The organism is Paenibacillus sp. Dod16, from assembly GCF_049893405.1.
Classification (GTDB): domain Bacteria; phylum Bacillota; class Bacilli; order Paenibacillales; family Paenibacillaceae; genus Paenibacillus_AQ.
In genome coordinates, this window is sequence record NZ_JBNDYG010000001.1 from 184,786 (window position 1) to 199,781 (window position 14,996).

The 14,996-nt window shown below is 51.0% G+C and carries 12 protein-coding genes and 1 pseudogene; all 13 read left to right on the top strand.

Annotation, left to right across the window (positions count from 1 at the left end; translation table 11 throughout):
- Nucleotides 1-109: 109 nt before the first annotated feature.
- The 13 genes and pseudogenes from ACPV3A_RS00800 to csaB all read left to right on the top strand — a co-directional run bounded on the left by ACPV3A_RS00800 (nt 110) and on the right by csaB (nt 14,993).
- Nucleotides 110-364, top strand: a complete 255-nt coding sequence (locus ACPV3A_RS00800) for a DUF1146 family protein (RefSeq protein WP_194539936.1) — start codon at nt 110-112, stop codon at nt 362-364.
- Between the two features lie 499 nt (nt 365-863).
- The gene (gene murA / locus ACPV3A_RS00805) at nt 864-2,210 is read left to right on the top strand and encodes a UDP-N-acetylglucosamine 1-carboxyvinyltransferase (protein ID WP_181469847.1); all 1,347 of its coding nucleotides are present in this window, start codon (nt 864-866) and stop codon (nt 2,208-2,210) included.
- 321 nt (nt 2,211-2,531) lie between these two features.
- Nucleotides 2,532-4,142, top strand: coding sequence for a stage II sporulation protein D (spoIID, locus tag ACPV3A_RS00810; RefSeq protein WP_426197888.1), 1,611 nt, complete (start codon nt 2,532-2,534; stop codon nt 4,140-4,142).
- A 204-nt stretch (nt 4,143-4,346) separates the two neighbouring features.
- On the top strand, nt 4,347-5,087 hold the full coding sequence (locus tag ACPV3A_RS00815; protein ID WP_426197889.1) for a peptidoglycan DD-metalloendopeptidase family protein: 741 nt from the start codon (nt 4,347-4,349) through the stop codon (nt 5,085-5,087).
- Nucleotides 5,088-5,350: 263 nt separating this feature from the next.
- Complete coding sequence (gene spoIIID / locus ACPV3A_RS00820) at nt 5,351-5,635, top strand: sporulation transcriptional regulator SpoIIID (protein ID WP_009594246.1); 285 nt, start codon at nt 5,351-5,353, stop codon at nt 5,633-5,635.
- A 195-nt stretch (nt 5,636-5,830) separates the two neighbouring features.
- Nucleotides 5,831-6,829, top strand: coding sequence for a rod shape-determining protein (locus tag ACPV3A_RS00825; protein WP_063479709.1), 999 nt, complete (start codon nt 5,831-5,833; stop codon nt 6,827-6,829).
- 174 nt (nt 6,830-7,003) lie between these two features.
- Complete coding sequence (locus ACPV3A_RS00830; RefSeq protein ID WP_194539935.1) at nt 7,004-7,885, top strand: flagellar hook-basal body protein; 882 nt, start codon at nt 7,004-7,006, stop codon at nt 7,883-7,885.
- 67 nt (nt 7,886-7,952) lie between these two features.
- Nucleotides 7,953-8,777 carry a flagellar hook-basal body protein gene (locus tag ACPV3A_RS00835; RefSeq protein ID WP_194539934.1) on the top strand — a complete coding sequence of 275 codons (825 nt, stop codon included), beginning with the start codon at nt 7,953-7,955 and terminating at the stop codon, nt 8,775-8,777.
- A 9-nt stretch (nt 8,778-8,786) separates the two neighbouring features.
- A complete protein-coding gene (locus tag ACPV3A_RS00840; protein WP_119846156.1) occupies nt 8,787-8,987 on the top strand; it encodes a DNA-directed RNA polymerase subunit beta in 201 nt (66 codons plus the stop codon).
- Nucleotides 8,988-9,491: 504 nt separating this feature from the next.
- A complete protein-coding gene (fabZ, locus tag ACPV3A_RS00845) occupies nt 9,492-9,923 on the top strand; it encodes a 3-hydroxyacyl-ACP dehydratase FabZ (protein ID WP_007133270.1) in 432 nt (143 codons plus the stop codon).
- A gap of 45 nt (nt 9,924-9,968) precedes the next feature.
- On the top strand, nt 9,969-11,687 hold the full coding sequence (locus ACPV3A_RS00850; RefSeq protein WP_426197890.1) for a phospho-sugar mutase: 1,719 nt from the start codon (nt 9,969-9,971) through the stop codon (nt 11,685-11,687).
- A gap of 119 nt (nt 11,688-11,806) precedes the next feature.
- Nucleotides 11,807-13,773, top strand: a pseudogene (locus ACPV3A_RS00855) (DUF5693 family protein).
- Nucleotides 13,749-14,993 (top strand): polysaccharide pyruvyl transferase CsaB, encoded by a 1,245-nt coding sequence (csaB, locus tag ACPV3A_RS00860; RefSeq protein ID WP_426197891.1) that lies wholly within the window; start codon nt 13,749-13,751, stop codon nt 14,991-14,993. Before ACPV3A_RS00855 ends, csaB begins: the two are co-directional and overlap by 25 nt.
- The last annotated feature ends 3 nt before the right edge of the window (nt 14,994-14,996 follow it).

The window sequence follows — 14,996 nt, forward strand, 5'->3', positions numbered from 1 at the left end:
ATTTCCGAGGAAATGTCGTATAGAAAGTGCTGGATTCTTAGCCTCCAGCCAAGTATTATAGAAGAGTCGGTCCTGAAAGGGCAGGATAATTTATGAAGGAGGAGGGAGTATGAACCAGGATTTATCTAATTCAATCAGTGCTGTAGGTGTTAACGGGTTGTTGTCTATTGTCATTTCGCTGATCTGTATCGCACTGGCTTGGTGGGCATTACAACAACTGAAGCTGGATTTGATTGTCCGTCATCCAAAAGGGCCGCAGGGAAAGCTGCTGCATTTGCTGCTGGCGGTGGTGCTTGGACGATTCGTGGCTGAATTCCTAATTGACTATATTACATGGAGTCAAATGATCCGATATATGTTTTAACGCAGAGAATGAGCGTCATACATAACACGAGGTGCTGCAGCTAGTAATCAAACATTTGTTGCATGATGGTTATGTGTTTGGCGATATTTTACTCGTCTGTTTTAATTGCGGCATGAATGGTTATATCTCTGTTAGGTTGCTTGGGGAGAAGATGTCGAATAAACGCATTTTATTATGTTAACACTTAAAATAAGAAATTGATCGGGCGGACGGTATGACTTCCGGACTATAATGTTCACCCGGTAATTGTTATGCATTGACAAGTGCTGGTCGGTCATGGTACCTTTCGTAGGTCCATACTGCGGATAACAGATGCTTCATAAGGTGGCATCATGGATTTCTGAAACCTGATGTGGACACCGAATCAGATGTCATAAATAGTTCGAAAATCGCTTGTTTAGCGGAAATCTCTAATGTTAAGATGAAAGTTAGGGAATTAGCAACAACTAATCACTAACACACGCAATCAGGAAAATTATGGACGCGGAGGGAAACCATGATGAGCAAATTTATCGTCCGCGGTGGCAAAAGACTGACCGGAAGCGTCAAAGTCAGCGGAGCAAAAAATTCAGTTCTTCCGATCATCGCTGCCTCTCTACTAGGGGAAGTTGGGGAAAGTGTTATTATTGACGCGCCTCCTCTTGACGATGTAATTACAATCAGTAAAGTATTGGAGTCGCTTGGTGCGGGCATTACATATCAGGATGAAGTGATACGTGTGAATGCAGAGCACATAACGACATGTGAAGCGCCTTATGAATGGGTGCGGAAGATGCGGGCGTCTTTTCTGGTCATGGGGCCTTTATTGGCACGTTGTGGACGAACCCGGATTTCGCTTCCCGGGGGTTGTGCTATCGGCACAAGACCCATTGACCAACACCTAAAGGGATTTGAAGCTCTCGGGGCAGAGATCAGCCTCGGACAAGGATATATTGAAGCTAAAAGCAATGGCAGATTGCGTGGGGCGAAGGTCTATTTGGACGTTGCCAGCGTAGGTGCTACTGAAAATATTATGATGGCTGCTACATTGGCTGAAGGAATCACGGTAATCGAAAATGCGGCGAAAGAGCCGGAAATTGTCGATTTAGCGAATTACCTGAATGCGATGGGTGCCAAAGTTCGCGGTGCGGGCACGGGTGTGATTCGGATCGAGGGCGTTGAGCAGATGCATGGCGTCAAGCATAACGTGATTCCTGACCGGATTGAAGCAGGCACCTTCATGGCTGCAGCTGCGATCACGGGCGGGGATGTATATGTGGAAGGAGCCATTGCGGACCACCTTGGACCGGTTATTTCCAAGATGGAAGAGATGGGGATTACCATTGAACCGGACGAGAATGGAATTCGTGTTATCGCTGACAAACCATTAAAGTCGGTTGATGTGAAAACCTTGCCTTATCCTGGCTTCCCAACGGATATGCAGTCCCAGATGATGGCGCTTTTGCTGGTTTCCGAGGGTACAAGTGTTGTTACGGAAACGGTATTTGAGAACCGCTTTATGCATGTGGATGAATTCCAGCTGATGAATGCGGAGATCAAGGTTGAGGGACGTTCTGCGATCGTTACGGGCGGAGCTAAGCTTAAAGGAGCCAAAGTAACCGCAACGGATCTGCGTGCAGGGGCTGCCTTGATATTAGCCGGGCTCGTCTCGGAAGGGACTACCGAAGTTGGCGGCGTACAGCATATTGATCGCGGTTATGTTCATTTAGCGGAAAAGCTGTCTGGACTTGGCGCGGATATCTGGCGTATTTCAACGGAGGACCAGAGCTCGGAGAAGGTTTCGAAAAAAGTGGCAGGCGAAACAGAAGACGCAAAAGTTTTCAAAGTTCAACCTACCTGGGTGTAAACAACAGGATGGATCTGGAGACTCAGGATAGACCACAATAGAGTATAGGAGAAGGAGCTTTGCCGATAAGGGCGAAGCTCCTTCTTTTTTGTAATGCATCACCATAGGCTATCATTCATTCTCTTATGTTGAAATTCCGGTTGACTGGGAGACTCTTTGCCAGCTTGCTTGCAGTCAGTGACTGGGTTCTTCATCCATGTGACTTTGTCCTTTCTCTTAGAATAGTTCTATCAAATGCCCGTGTCTCATAAGTATAAGTAGAGCGTGCAGGAACATGTACAAGAGTATATACCAGGGGAAAAGGCACAGGAGGGAAGTGCAATGAAAGATTCAAAGGTTCGGGTGAATGTGAATTCTGCAGGAAAAAAAAGAGCGATTGATTCAAGAGACGATTTGAAGGAAGGAAATTCTCAATCATACCGGGTACCATCCGAGGGATCGGCTGCTCCCGTATTGAAGTGGGACTTTCCAGGAGAACTTGAGAAGAAAACCGGATCGACTGAAGCACATAGCCATGATTCCAATCCGGATAAAAAGGATATACAGGAAGGGCCGCGCGGGCAGCGCGGCCCGGGGAGAGCGCCGGACGCCTTCGGCCAGTCCGGCCACAGCACGCGGGCGGCCCATACGCCGCCGCCCGGAAGCCCCGCTGGCGCGCCTGCGCACGGCGCCGCGCCAGCCCCCGGCGGGCCAGCGGCGATGCCGCAGGGCCCGCATTCCGCGGCCGAGCCGCAGCGCTTCGCGCCAGCGGCAGCGGGCCGCGTGCCGCGCGGCGGCCGCACGTTCCGTGTGCGGCCTGCGCGCTGGGGGCGCCGCGGCTTTGCCTCGCGGCGCCCGGCCGCCGGAAGGCGGCGGGTGCGGGTGCACCCTGCCGTCTGGGCGGTGGCGGTGCTGCTGGCCTTGGCGCTGGCGCTGCCTCTGCTGGTGGTTGCCCCTGGCAACAACGCACCAGAGCCGCTTCCGCCGGGGCCTGCCCCGCTGCCTTCCGCCGAGCCGCAGGCGGCGGAAGAGCCCACGGTATCCGTCTATGTAACCAAGACGGATACCGTGGAGGAACTGCCGCTGGAACAATATCTCGTCGGCGTTCTGGCCGCCGAGATGCCGGCCGAGTTCCAGCTGGAGGCACTCAAGGCCCAGGCCATCGCGGCACGGACTTATATCGTGCAGCGGCTGGCCTCCGGCGACCGCAGCGGCGTGCCGGACGGCAAGGCCGTGGTGACCGATACGGTCAGCCACCAGGCTTACATCGCCCAAGACGAATTGACAAAGGAATGGCAGCGGCTCGGGAAGGAAGCCGAGCTGGCGAAGCTCCAGCGAGCGGTAAAGGAAACGGCAGGAGTGGTGATGACGTATGAGGGTCAGCCGATTACCGCTTCTTTTTTCTCCACCAGTAACGGTTATACCGAAAATTCAGAGGATTATTGGAAGAACGAGATTCCCTACCTGCGCAGCGTGGAGAGTCCATGGGATAAGCAGATTTCACCGAAGTACAAGACAACGATCACGATGCCCCGCTCGGAATTCATAAGAAAGCTTGGTCTGGTGGATGGAGCCGTACCGGTATCGGCAGGCGGGGATGGGGGAGCTTCTTTTTTGAAAGTACTCTCGTATACGCAAGGTCATCGAATTGAGAGCGTACGGGTCGGCGGCAAGAAGTTCACCGGTCGCGAGGTGAGAGAGAAGCTGGGGCTTCGTTCGAGCCAATTCACCCTTCATATGAAAGACGGCGAGATTGAGATAACGACCTACGGCAACGGTCACGGCGTGGGCATGAGCCAATACGGGGCAGAGGGCATGGCCCGTGAAGGATATGAAGCGAAAGAGATTCTGGCGCACTATTATACGAATATTTCTTTTGACAAAACTTCAAATCTTCTCTCTTTAAGTGGAAATTCAAAAGGTCGGATTTTCAGCACCGAGAAGGGTGAATGAAGCTAGGGCCTGAGGAGCGGAGCGTACTTTTTGGGGACGTGAGCACTGGAAGGCCCAGCTGAATTCAAGATTCGATGCCGAACTACTTCTTGATTCACTTCGTGATCAAAAGACGACTTTTTGAACAACCTCTCAAAAAAATAATAGTTAGATAACGTATAAAAGAGTTGCCCCCGGTAACAATGGTTACTGAGGTGATTGCAAATGAATGAACAGAACAAAAATAGTAAACCCCACGAAGAAACTCCTAAAATTGTGCAAGGAGATTCGGCGGTACCGTCATCTTCGTGGAAGAAAGCATTATCCAAACGGTGGGTGTTCCCGGCAGCATACTTAGCAGCAGCGGCAATTATACTAACCCTCGTGTGGGTCTACCAGGACGCCAGCCAAAAGACGCTGAACCCACAAGAGGAAGCAACAACCGTATCGGATTCAGTTCAAGGCTCGGAGAAGCCTGCTGCAACCGAAGGCAACGACGGAGAAGCTGTAGAAGTGACGGCCAACGCGCAATCGATGATCTGGCCTGTAGCCGACGACGTGGCGGTAAGTATCGTCAAGCCTTACTTTGACGAGACGAACCCGGATTCGCATCAAGAGGCGATGGTGCAGTATAATGACACCTTTACGCCGAATATGGGAATCGACTTGGCTGCTGCGGATGACACGATGTTTGAAGTTCGTGCCGCACTGACAGGTAAGGTGACCCGGGTCGAGAATCATCCGGTTAACGGCAACGTTGTGGAAATTACGTCAGGTGACACGAAAACCGTGTACCAAAGCTTGAACGAAGTGAAAGTGAAGGAAGGCGCTGAAGTGAAGCAGGGCGATTCCATCGCGACTGCCGGGCGCAGTGAGCTTGAGAAGGATCTCGGCAACCATGTGCACTTCGAAGTGTACGAGGGCGGGAAACTGGTCAACCCTGTGAGCGTGCTTCCGCAAAAATAATTTCATTTCTTTGTAGCCATGCGCCCACCGCGCACTTGAAGAGGGCAGGATCTTGTGATCCTGTCTTTTTTTTGTTGCGGTTTTGGACGGCAAGTCCAACCCTTGCCGGGCCTTGTTTTTTGGACATTTTAGACTTGTCCGTCACGGGCATGTCCAGAAAATAAATGGGTCCAAGTAAGCTTGTCACCCCTTGAAACCGAGAATATCCCGTCATGCCCCTCATATAATGTACCAAACTATCCACACAATAGGGAGGCGGGAGCGTGCACGATTACATCAAAGAGCGGACCATTAAGATCGGACGCTGTATCGTGGAAACGAGGCATACGGTTCGAACTATAGCCAAAGAATTTGGCGTGTCGAAGAGCACGGTGCATAAGGACTTAACCGAACGTCTGCCGGAGATCAACCCGGACCTGGCGGATCAGGTGAAGCACATTCTCGAATACCACAAATCCATCCGCCATCTGAGAGGCGGAGAAGCTACCAAGATCAAGTACAAAAAAACCGGCAGCAACCGTGAACCGGTGGCCACGGCGAAATCCTGATTGTTAGGGCTTAGGTCACTAGATTGACGTTGAATCCCTCCCCTAAAGTATGATATGTTAAAAGCTGGTATAGGATCGAAATATGGGACCTGTTTTGCCGAAGATCATCATCGATTGCTAGATTATGTCGAAGGATGGTTCGGTACAGCGAACAGACTCTTTTACCATAAAATAACACTTTGGGGGCTTTTCATGATGTTGAGCAAGGATATTGGAATCGATCTCGGAACGGCGAACGTGCTCATTCACGTAAAGGGGAAGGGGGTAGTGTTAGACGAACCTTCCGTTGTCACTATTGAGACCGACACCAAACGAGTCCTTGCCGTCGGTGAGGAAGCACGGCGCATGGTCGGGCGCACTCCCGGCAACATTACGGCGATCCGCCCGCTGAGGGACGGGGTCATCGCCGACTTCGAAATTACGGAAGCGATGCTGAAGTACTTTATTGATCGCGTGGGCGCGCGCAGTTGGCACAGCCGGCCCCGAATCCTCATCTGTGCACCGACCAACATTACTTCGGTAGAGCAGAAGGCGATCCGGGAAGCGGCTGAGCGCAGCGGCGCAAGGGATGTGTTCCTTGAAGAAGAACCGAAGGCAGCGGCAATTGGCGCAGGGATGGATATTTTCCAGCCGAGCGGTAACATGGTTGTGGACATCGGGGGCGGCACCACGGATGTGGCCGTCCTGTCCATGGGCGATGTCGTCACCGCTTCTTCGATTAAAATGGCGGGGGACAAGTTCGACGAGGCGATCACGAAGTATGTGAAGCATAAATATAAATTGCTGATCGGGGAACGGACGGCAGAAGATTTGAAGGTAGCGATCGGAACGGTTCGTCCAGGCGGTAGACAAGCTGAGATGGATATTCGCGGACGCGATATGGTATCGGGACTGCCGTTTACCGTAACGGTGTCTTCGGCAGAGGTGCAGGAAGCTCTGTGGGATCCGGTGTCATCGATCGTACTCGCAGCCAAATCCGTTTTGGAGCGGACCCCGCCGGAGCTGTCAGCGGACATTATCGATCGCGGCGTCATATTGACCGGCGGTGGCGCATTGCTTCATGGTTTGGACGAGCTGTTAACGGACGAGCTGCGGGTGCCGGTGCTTGTTGCGGAGGATCCGATGCATTGTGTGGTTAAGGGAACGGGAATTATGCTGGATAATTTGGACAAGGTCGTAAAGAAAAAGTTCTAACCTTCCGATATAGATAATAGAAACGTGATATTGGATTATCAATCTGTATCCATACGATGCAGCTACATAGGTCTGCAATTTATACAATGGTCATGCTGAACAGCAGCGATTGGAGATACAATCGGTCAGCGCAGCGGCCATTCACGCATCTATTTTGGAAGGGAAGTGCCTTCATTGTTAAGAGGTCTATATACAGCCGCTTCAGGGATGATGACTCAGGAGCAGCGACATAATACGGTGACGCAGAACATCGCTAACGTCAACACGACAGGCTACAAGGCAACCAACAGCGTACAGCGTTCGTTCCCTGAAGTTCTTGTCTCCATGATCGGCGGCAATGATTCGACGAATGCGGGGCGGAAGCTGGGTAAGTTCAACACGGGTGTTTACGCTGAGGAGAGCATATCGCTTTATACGGAAGGCGCGCTCCGTGAAACGGGCAAGTCAACAGACTTTGCGTTGGTATCCTCATTTACAGTACAGAATCCGGCAACGGGCCAACCTTATCCATTTGATGCTTCCGGCAGATACGTGGATGAGAACGGCGAGGTGATCTACCGGCCGGAAGGATTTTTTACGGTTCAGAATGAGAATGGGGATACCCGTTATACCCGTAACGGCAGCTTCCGGGTTAGCCCGAATGGCAGCCTCTTGAGCGAGAGCGGCTATCAGGTATTGGATAACAATAACAGACCGATTGTATTGACAGGCTCGGCGAGTAACTTTACAGTGAATGAGCAAGGAGAAATCATGGACGCAGAAGGCAATGGGACAGGCATCATTCTCGGAGTCAGCATCGTGAGCGAGCCTCATGGACTGATTCGTGAAGGTCATGGCGTGTTCCGTATGGCCGATCCGGACGGGGAAGTGCGTTTTATGGCACCCGGTGATAACGGAGTCATCCGCCAGGGATTCATCGAGGGGTCCAACGTGGATCCGACGCAATCGATGGTTGAATTGACAGCTGCGCTGCGCGCGTATGAAACAAACCAAAAAATCGTTCAGTATTACGACAGAACGCTGGAGAAGGCGGTCAATGAGATCGGCCGAGTCTAAGCTGTGTTTGTAAGTAGGCAGGCAGCACAACTGCTGTATGAAAATGTGAGCCCACGGGAGGTAAGTGATGAACAACTCGATGATTAGCGCCATGGTGTCGATGAATGCCCTCCAGCAGCGATTGGATGTCATTGCGGACAATATAGCAAACGTCAATACGGCTGGTTATAAGAAAAAGGAGGGATCCTTTGAAGATGTGCTGACGCAGGTTCAGCGGCATCACAAGGATTTCGACCGGACGGGCCGCGCGACACCGCTTGGCTATACACTCGGGTATGGCATGAGACTATCTTCCGTCGTGCAGAACATGGAGCAGGGGGCCATGAAGGAAACCGGTAATCCGCTCGATCTGATGATTGATGGACAAGCCATGTTTGCCGTTCAGGGAGATGGCGCGATTGGATATACCCGCGAAGGCGGATTTCATGTATCTCCGGATGCCCGGAACCCAAACAACCTGCTGCTGGTCAATTCACAAGGCTATCCTGTACTTGACGTGAACAATAATCCAATCTCGCTTCCGGCCAAGGGGAAAGTTGCCATTAACCAGAAAGGGCAGATTATCGTGGAGACCCCAACGGGTCGAACGGCTCCTTATGCAACCTTGAAGCTGGTTGAGCTTGAGCGTCCGGAGGGCTTGGTCGCTGTTGGCGATAACCTGTTCGTCGTAGGAAGCGGATTGACGGAAGGCGATGTGTTCGATTTAACACCGTCGGCTCCGGGCGAGCCTCCGAAATCGAAGGTGCTTTCCGGATTTATTGAACAATCGAATGTCAATTTGACCGATGAAATGACCAAAATGATGGAAGTTCAGCGGGCCTACCAGCTGACGGCACGTGCGCTTAGTTCAAGCGATACCATGATGAACCTTGCCAACACAATGCGAGGGTAGGTGGGCATCATGAGTGAATCAAACGCCAAAAAACGATCCAAGACATCCGGATGGAAAATCGCTGTCCGTATCATGATTCCTGTATTGCTCGTATTGGCATTATTCGGAGGCATGGTCTTCGGATATGTTGTCCTCGGCGATCAGGAGCTCGGTGAAGTGTTTGAATGGGGCACATGGAAGCATGTTTTTGATTTGATTTTTGCACCGTGACGAGAGGTCAAGGTGACCACAATGTCTTGAGATAAGATGCCAAACTCCCTTTAAGGGAGTTTTCTTTTTTTGGGGTTAAACGGTATAATGGGATGGGACTTGCGTATTAACTTTGTCATTTCATGACAATGGACGGATGTATACAAAATAACCCCACAAAGTGGAGCCTATGCTGCGATGCTTATTCCAAATACTTTGCGGGGACCCCAAAAAACTTGTAAAAGGGCCCTCTCCTCGTACACAAGTGTCCGATGGGAGAAAGCCCCTTATCTAAAACCTTCACTTCTGCAGCGGTGAAGGATATCCATCATTTTTTCCGCAGATCCTTCTTTTTATGCACATGATCTGAAATTCGTTAAGAAAACCTCAAGAGAAAGCATGATACAGCCCGTAAATAATACCTCCCGCGGCTTGAGAAAGCGGCACAGCGGCAGCAAATGGAACGAACAACCCTTTTCAAACGCTATGCTTGGCGGGTACGTACATAAGGAGGATTTTAATACTATGTTGAACATCAAACAGATTCAAGAAATTATTCCCCATCGCCCCCCGTTTTTGCTGGTCGATAAAATTGTGGAGATTGAGGACGGCAAACGAGCAGTCGGCATCAAGAACGTAACGATCAATGAGCCTTTTTTTGTCGGCCATTTCCCTGAATATGCTGTTATGCCGGGAGTCCTGATTGTGGAAGCTTTGGCGCAGGTCGGTGCTGTTGCGATTCTTAATGTAGAGAGCAACCGGGGAAAGCTGGGCTTTTTGGCGGGCATTGACGGTTTCCGTTTCCGCGGGCAAGTGGTACCGGGTGATACGCTGCGGCTGGAAGTCGAGATCATTCGTTTGAAGGGCATGATCGGTAAAGGGAAAGCAACCGCTACAGTGGATGGACGTGTAGTTGCCGAGGGAGAAATTATGTTTGCTCTCGCGGATAAGGAGTAATTTTCAGACTATTCTTGTTTGGATGAGGAAGGGAGACTTTTTTTCATGTCAGAGATGAGTCAGAGAACAATCGATACGGTACAACGTTGGTTGAATGATCCTTATGTAGATGAGGAGACGAAACAGGAACTGCGTTCACTCGAGCACGACACCAAAGAGCTGGAGGAACGGTTTTATCGTGATCTGGAATTTGGCACGGGCGGTCTGCGCGGTGTTATCGGTGCAGGCAGCAACCGGATTAATAAATATACGGTAGGCCGCGCAACGCAAGGCTTTGCACAGTATATCTTGGAGGCTCACGGCACCGCTGAGGGTAAGCCTTCAGTTGTCATTGCCCATGACTCCCGGCATTTCTCGCCGGAATTTGCGTTAGAGGCTGCTTTGGTTTTGGCCGGAAACGGGATTGTAGCGAAGCTGTATCCATCTTTGCGATCAACGCCGCAATTGTCATTCAGCGTGCGTCACTTGGGTGCTATCGGAGGGATTGTCATCACGGCAAGCCATAATCCGCCGGAATACAACGGTTATAAGGTGTACAACCGTGAAGGCGGCCAGCTGGTACCGGACGAAGCAGAGAACGTGATTGCCCGGATACAGGAGGTGGATTCCTTCTCTGCGGTTAAGAGGCTGTCTCAAGCGGATGCAGAGGCTCAAGGCCTGCTGGTTTGGCTGGGCGAAGCGGAGGACCAGGCTTTTGCGGATACGGTGGCGAGTGTCAGCGTGAACCGGGATCTTATCAAATCCAAGCTGGGCGAAGATATCCATATCGTATTCACGCCTCTCCATGGAACAGGGCAAGCACCCGTAGAGCGCGTGCTTAAGAGCATTGGCTTTAAGCATATTCATGTTGTTCCGGAGCAAGCCGAGCCGGATGCTAACTTCTCCACCGTCAAATCCCCGAATCCGGAGGAGCGGGAAGCTTTTACCCTCGCGATGAAGCTGGGCGAGAAAGTGGGAGCTGACATTTTGATCGGGACGGATCCCGATGCGGATCGTATGGGGGCTGTCGTGAAGAATAGCCAGGGCGAGTACGTGGTACTGACAGGCAATCAATCCGGCGCGATTATGATCCACTATTTGCTGGGTCAATTGAAGGAAGCGGGTAAGCTGCCTGATCATGGTGCGGTTATCAAGACGATCGTAACGAGTGAGATGGGGGCGGCGATTGCCGAGCATTATGGTGCCACCGTCTTTAATACATTGACAGGCTTCAAATACATTGGTGAGAAAATGACCCAGTTCGAGGAGTCCGGCAGCCATACGTATCTGTTTGGTTATGAGGAGAGTTACGGCTATTTGGCTGGCAATTATGCCCGCGACAAGGATGCCGTATTGGCCTCGATGCTCATATGCGAAGCAGCCGCTTATTATAAAGGACAAGGCAAGACACTGTACGATGTCCTGCAGGAGCTGTATGAGCAGTTCGGTTATTTCCTCGAGACACTGGAATCCCGGACGCTCAAGGGTAAGGATGGCGTCGCCCAGATTCAAGCGAAGATGTCCGATTGGCGCGATAATCCGCCAGGGGAAGTCGGAGGCGTGCCGGTTAAGCAGGTGCTTGATTATGCCGAAGGCCTGGACGGGTTGCCGAAGGAAAATGTGTTAAAGTATCTGCTTGATGACGGATCTTGGTTCTGCCTGAGACCTTCCGGTACCGAACCGAAGATCAAAGTGTATTTTGCCGTGCGCGGCGAATCCCTCGCCGATGCGAATCGCAAAATTCTATCGCTCTCGGCTCAAGTCATGGCCCGGGTAGACGCTTAAACATAAATACATTGAATGAGAGAAGAGAACGAAGGGAATTTACGATGGTTGCTGCAAGGCCCCTAAGAGCTGTTGCCCTCCATCGTAAATTTCCATAGGTTCAATGAGGAGGTACTTTCGTGGTTCAGAATTGGAAACGCTGGAACACAGCAGCCCGCAAGTGGCTGTGGATTCTGGTTGTTCTTGGCGTTGCAGCGGCCCTGCCGGTAGGTTATGACCGACTGCAAACAGAATCAACATCAAAGAATGTAGAGCTGGTGTTTGATTATCGGGATTTGTTGGATGTCGCGGCGTATCAATCCAAGCCGCAGGATTTTGTATCTGAGCAGTTGGATCGTCTGAAAGAAGCCGGCGTAATCAGTATGGCGCTTTATGAAAGCACGCTGGACGAGCTGGTGAAATCGCGGCGAATATCGGTATATGACGGGCAGCAGGTCGCTGATCTGACAGGTACGACGATCTCCCCGAACGAGAATTTTACGTATGTTTCATTCCTGAACGAGGAAAGCGCGACTTTAATTAAACCCATTATCGAAGAAACCTACACGAGATTGGGTATTCCGGTAAGATCCTGGCAGTTCGATCGTGGAGTGGATGGGTTGGTGCTGGAAACTCCGCGTTCCAACGCGGTGATTAAGCCGCTGTCTCCAGACCCTATTACCATAAGCATGCTGCGAGAGAAGGGCTTTAATATTGTGCCGCGTCTGTCGGACAGTCTTCCGTAAAACGAATTTTGTTTGAAGGTGATTCCGCAAGAGGCTTCAATGATGATGCAGACATGAAAAGCTTGGATTCCTTTGGCGAGCTTTTGAACCAACATGGCATCGGCCTCGTGGCGATTGAGAATATCAAGCGTCCTCAAAAAGGATTTACGAAACTTGCTTATTTAACAGATTACAACGTAACCCGTATTTATTCCTTAAGCGAGCGGGATGCTAATCTGGAGCCTGAGGTTATTGGAGACCGTTTTGCTCTGGCTTCCAAAGATCGTAACATTCGAATGTTCTATTTAAACGCGGAGCCGAGCCGAGATATGACCAAGGCATCCGTTACTCACCCGCTGGATAATTTGATTGACAGTTTGACAGGTACAGGTCAGGCCATTAAGCAGATCGAGGACAATGGCTTCACCATGGGTCCTGCAGAGCCGTTTAAGGTGACCGACTCTTCCTTGCAGCGTTACTTCAAGCTTGGGGCTGTCGTCGGAGCCGTAGCTCTGATTTCGCTCATGATTTCCTATTACATTCCGTTCCTTACGATTGCCGCTTTCCTGATCGGGCTTTTGGGCAGTGCCGGATTGTATGTTCTGAAGCCGACCTTGCTTGAACAGGCCTTGGCTTTACTTGCGGCGATCAGTGCTCCAACGGTTGCCGTCATTCTGGCGATTCGCAAAGTCAATGAAACGCAGCAGAGCATACCGGACATGAGTTCTGGCAGAAGAGTCACCCATTCGATCGTACTATTGATAAAGACCACGATCTTGTCGCTTGCAGCCGTACCGATCGTTGTTGCGTTATTGAATAATGTGACCTATATGCTCGTTCTGGATCAGTTCCGCGGCGTGAGCTTGCTGGCTGCAGCGCCGATAGGACTCATTGCCATCTACGTGGTTCTGTACCGAGGGGGATCTACTTATAGCTCTATTCTGAAACTGCTTAAAGCACCGATCTCGCTGACATGGGTTATCGCAGCCGGTATTGTGGCTATTGTCGGTTGGTACTATCTCACTCGTACAGGTAATGCAGGCTCTGTGTCGTCGATCGAAATGGCATTCCGTACATTCCTGGAAAATACGTTTGGCGTACGTCCGCGTAATAAGGAGTTCTTGCTTGCCCATCCAATGATGGTACTCGGCGTGTTCCTGTCATTTAAATACCGTCATGCCGTTTATCTGCTCATTATCGGTGTAATGGGGCAGCTGTCGATGGTCGGAACATTCACGCATATTCACACGCCACTCTATATCTCGGCCATTCGCGTTGTACTGGGTCTTGGACTCGGCTTGATTATCGGATTGATCGCGATATTGGTATGGCAAGTGGCAGAAAGGATCTGGAAACGATGGTCTCCACTTCTAAGACAATAGTCATCTCCGGATACTACGGATTTAGCAATAGCGGTGACGAAGCGGTCCTGAAATCCATCCTGACCGCCCTGGAACAGGAAGGAAAGGCTGCGGGAGTTGATATCAACCCCGTGGTACTTTCCATTGACCCGGATTGGACTTCGGCTGCCTATGGGGTGAAGTCCGTACACCGAATGAAACTGGGAGAAGTTCGACAGGCAATCAAGGACAGCGACGGTTTGATCAGCGGTKGAGGAAGCTTGCTGCAGGATGCCACCAGCCCAAAGACAATCCCGTATTATCTGGGCGTCCTCAAGATCGCGCAGTGGCTTGGTAAACCGACGTTCATTTATGCGCAGGGCGTTGGTCCGGTCAACCGTAAGCTGTTTTATCCGATGATTCGCTCGATCTTCCGAAAATGCACCTACATCTCGGTGCGTGACATTCAGTCAGGTGAACTGCTTCAGTCGATGGGAATATCAGGGGAAGCCATTCACGTCGTACCCGATCCGGTGATGGGCTTGCCGCTGCCAGAGGGGGAGGATGTTCAGCTTGATTTCAACCCGGGATCGGGGTTAGAAGAGAACGATGCCGCATCAGTTTCTTCTATAGAAGAACATCGTGAATCATTCGAAGAACCTTTAGTGCAGTCCTCATTATCCAATCGCGAAACGGAAGGGGAAGGATCTCTGCCGATTATCGGTATTTCGGTTCGATATTGGCATCCGGAACGCAAAGAGCTGAAGGCTGTTGCGGAAGGTTTAAAGGTATTAGCCGCACATCGTCCGGTACATCTTCGCTTCCTCCCTTTTCATCAGCCGGATGATCTTGAGGCTTCGCAGTTTATTGCTAGCGGCATTGGCGATATTTCCAAGAATGGTTCGATTATCAGTTTCTATCGTGATGAGAAGCAGCCGCAGGACATGCTGCGAGAGGTTAGTCGTTGTGATATGATATTGGGCATGCGTCTGCATAGCCTGATCTATGCCGCGAATCAGCGTGTGCCGTTGCTCGGAATTTCCTATGATCCGAAAATCAATCACTTTTTGAAGCGGCTGGGCAGCGAACCTGCGGGAAGCAGTGAATCACTTGACGCAGATGCGTTAAAGGATCAGATGCTGAAGCTGTTAGACGATGCAGCGGCATGGAAGGCGGAGCACGGCGAGCAGATATCCGTATTGAAACAAGAGGCTGCGCTGCCTGCACGCCACATTGCCCAATATTTACGCCATAGAGGATGATAA

What these genes read in the sequence shown, in the direction of transcription:
- ACPV3A_RS00840 (WP_119846156.1), top strand. Translation starts at nt 8,787, where the DNA reads ATGAGTGAATCAAACGCCAAAAAACGATCCAAGACATCCGGATGGAAA.
- murA (WP_181469847.1), top strand. Translation starts at nt 864, where the DNA reads ATGAGCAAATTTATCGTCCGCGGTGGCAAAAGACTGACCGGAAGCGTC.
- ACPV3A_RS00825 (WP_063479709.1), top strand. Translation starts at nt 5,831, where the DNA reads ATGTTGAGCAAGGATATTGGAATCGATCTCGGAACGGCGAACGTGCTC.
- ACPV3A_RS00850 (WP_426197890.1), top strand. Translation starts at nt 9,969, where the DNA reads ATGTCAGAGATGAGTCAGAGAACAATCGATACGGTACAACGTTGGTTG.
- ACPV3A_RS00800 (WP_194539936.1), top strand. Translation starts at nt 110, where the DNA reads ATGAACCAGGATTTATCTAATTCAATCAGTGCTGTAGGTGTTAACGGG.
- spoIID (WP_426197888.1), top strand. Translation starts at nt 2,532, where the DNA reads ATGAAAGATTCAAAGGTTCGGGTGAATGTGAATTCTGCAGGAAAAAAA.
- ACPV3A_RS00835 (WP_194539934.1), top strand. Translation starts at nt 7,953, where the DNA reads ATGAACAACTCGATGATTAGCGCCATGGTGTCGATGAATGCCCTCCAG.
- ACPV3A_RS00815 (WP_426197889.1), top strand. Translation starts at nt 4,347, where the DNA reads ATGAATGAACAGAACAAAAATAGTAAACCCCACGAAGAAACTCCTAAA.
- fabZ (WP_007133270.1), top strand. Translation starts at nt 9,492, where the DNA reads ATGTTGAACATCAAACAGATTCAAGAAATTATTCCCCATCGCCCCCCG.